The organism is Haloimpatiens lingqiaonensis (genome assembly GCF_901447495.1).
GTDB classification, from domain to species: Bacteria; Bacillota; Clostridia; order Clostridiales; family Clostridiaceae; genus Haloimpatiens; species Haloimpatiens lingqiaonensis.
Genome location: NZ_CABDWS010000152.1, coordinates 1 through 2,203, shown reverse-complemented (window position 1 = coordinate 2,203; position 2,203 = coordinate 1). Strand labels below are relative to the sequence as shown.

The following is a 2,203-nucleotide window of genomic DNA, read 5'->3' as shown; positions in this document are numbered from 1 at the left end:
TTAATGGAATAGAATTTTTCATGGCAGATAGATTTTATCCAAGTTCTAAAACTTGTAGCTCTTGTGGAAACATTAAAGAAAATTTAAAGCTAAAAGATAGAATTTATGTATGCCCTAAATGTGGACTAAAAATAGACAGAGATAAAAACGCTTCAATTAATCTTGGTAACTATAAATTAGCATAATATCACCTAAAAGATAATGCTAATGTATACCCTGCGTTGTGGGGAAATTCAAGTCCTTGGAGAGTTACACAAACTAGAGTAGAATAATTAATTATTCAAAATAGAACTCTATGAGCAGGAAATGTTATTTGGTAACGAATAACGCAAGTAAAATTTATATATTTATAACTTTTTATAAGTTTTATGCAACGGTCAATTGATTATAGAAGGTGATGTTAAAGCCGCAGCAGATAAATTAGAAGCTATAGTTCTTGATAGAAGAAGCAAATTGGGACTTAAATAAATTACTGTATTTATATAGGTCGGGGGGAGCGTTTATGAGAAGGATAATGATAAATAAGGATCTATGTGAAGGATGTCTAAACTGTGTTCTTGCCTGTATGGCAGAGCATGGTTTGGAGAATAAATCCATAGAAGAACTAGATCTTGAAAATACAGAAAGTGAAAGCAGAAATCATATAGAAATAGATATGCATGAAAAGAAGACTCCAATATTCTGCAGACATTGTGATAACCCAGAGTGTGTAAATACATGTACTACAGGAGCTATGACAAAGGATCCTGAAACAGGGATAGTTTCTTACAATAGGGATAAATGTGCATCCTGCTTTATGTGTGTTATGAGCTGCCCTTATGGAGTTTTGAAGCCAGGTGGTAAAGATAAAAAATCCATAATAAAATGTGATTTATGTGGTGGCAGAGAAACACCAAGATGCATTGAAAACTGTCCTACGGGAGCTATTTATATAGAGGAGGTGTAGGTGCGTGAAGTACGTAATAATAGGAGCTAGTGCAGCTGCACTTTCAGCGGCTAAAACCTTGAGAGAACTGGATAAATATAGTCAAATAGTCATGCTATCTAAAGATCAAAATATTTATTCAAGATGCTTACTTCATCATTATATAGGTGGAGAACGAAGCTTAGAAGAATTATCCTTTGTGGAAGAAGATTTTATGGAAAGATACAACATAAGGTGGATAAAGGGAATTAATGTTAGGAATATAGATATAAAGAACAAGTGCGTAGAATTACAAGGATGGTATAAAGAATTTTATGATAAACTTTTGATAGCTTCAGGTTCCTATGCAGCTATTCCGCCTATTAAAAACTTAAAGGAAGGAAATGAGGTTTACACCTTAAGAGATATAGAAGATGCAAAAGTTATAAAGGAACAGTCAAAAGATGTAAAAAAAGCTTTGGTAATAGGAGCAGGTCTTGTGGGCATAGATGCCACCATGGGATTAATAGAAAATGGTGTAAAGGTAGAACTAGTGGAAATGGGTGAGAGGATTCTTCCTTTGCAGCTAGATAAAAGGGCAGCTAAAACTTATGAAGATTTATTAAGGAGCCATAATGTTAGAATTTCAACAGGTATAGGGGTTGCAGAAGCAATATTAAATAGAGCGGGCAACGTAAAGGGTGCTAAACTTACTAATGGAGAGGAAATAGAATGTGACATAATAGTGGTAGCAGCAGGGGTAAGACCTAATGTAAGTTTTATAAATGATGAGGAAATAAAGATAGACAGGGGTATAGTTGTAAATAATAGATGTGAAACTACAGTAAAAGATATATATGCAGCAGGAGATGTTACTTTTACAGCGCCTATTTGGCCAATAGCCGTTAAACAGGGAAAGGTTGCAGCGTGCAATATGGCAGGTAGGGAAGAAAATTTAGAGGATAAATTTGGACTAAAGAATTCTATGAACTTTTTCAATGTTCCTACGGTATCTTTAGGAATGGTAGAACCAGAAGATAGTAGCTATACAGTAGAAATAGTTGATAAAAATAATTTATACAAAAAAATCATACATAAAGATGGAATAATTTATGGAGCAATATTTCAAGGGGATATTTCATATTGTGGGGTATTTACAGAACTAATAAAAAACAAGATAAATATTAGCAGCTTAAAGAAGGATTTATTTGAAATAAGCTTTTCAGATTTCTTTCATATAAAGGAAAATGGTGAATTTAGTTATAATTAATTCAGATTTATTTGTTATAAGATAGCAAC

Annotated in this window: 3 protein-coding genes; all 3 read left to right on the top strand. The window is 33.0% G+C overall.

Annotated features, from left to right (window positions below):
* Positions 1-185, top strand: a 185-nt coding sequence (locus tag FGK85_RS15005) for a zinc ribbon domain-containing protein (protein WP_171011456.1), incomplete at its 5' end; no start/stop codon positions are given.
* 317 nt (positions 186-502) lie between these two features.
* Positions 503-946 carry a 4Fe-4S dicluster domain-containing protein gene (locus FGK85_RS15000; protein WP_138207950.1) on the top strand — a complete coding sequence of 148 codons (444 nt, stop codon included), beginning with the start codon at positions 503-505 and terminating at the stop codon, positions 944-946.
* A 4-nt stretch (positions 947-950) separates the two neighbouring features.
* Positions 951-2,174, top strand: coding sequence for an NAD(P)/FAD-dependent oxidoreductase (locus FGK85_RS14995; protein WP_138207948.1), 1,224 nt, complete (start codon positions 951-953; stop codon positions 2,172-2,174).
* Positions 2,175-2,203 lie beyond the last annotated feature (29 nt).

Excerpts from the sequence above, each read along its gene's own strand:
- FGK85_RS15000 (WP_138207950.1), top strand. The coding sequence starts at position 503 with ATGAGAAGGATAATGATAAATAAGGATCTATGTGAAGGATGTCTAAAC.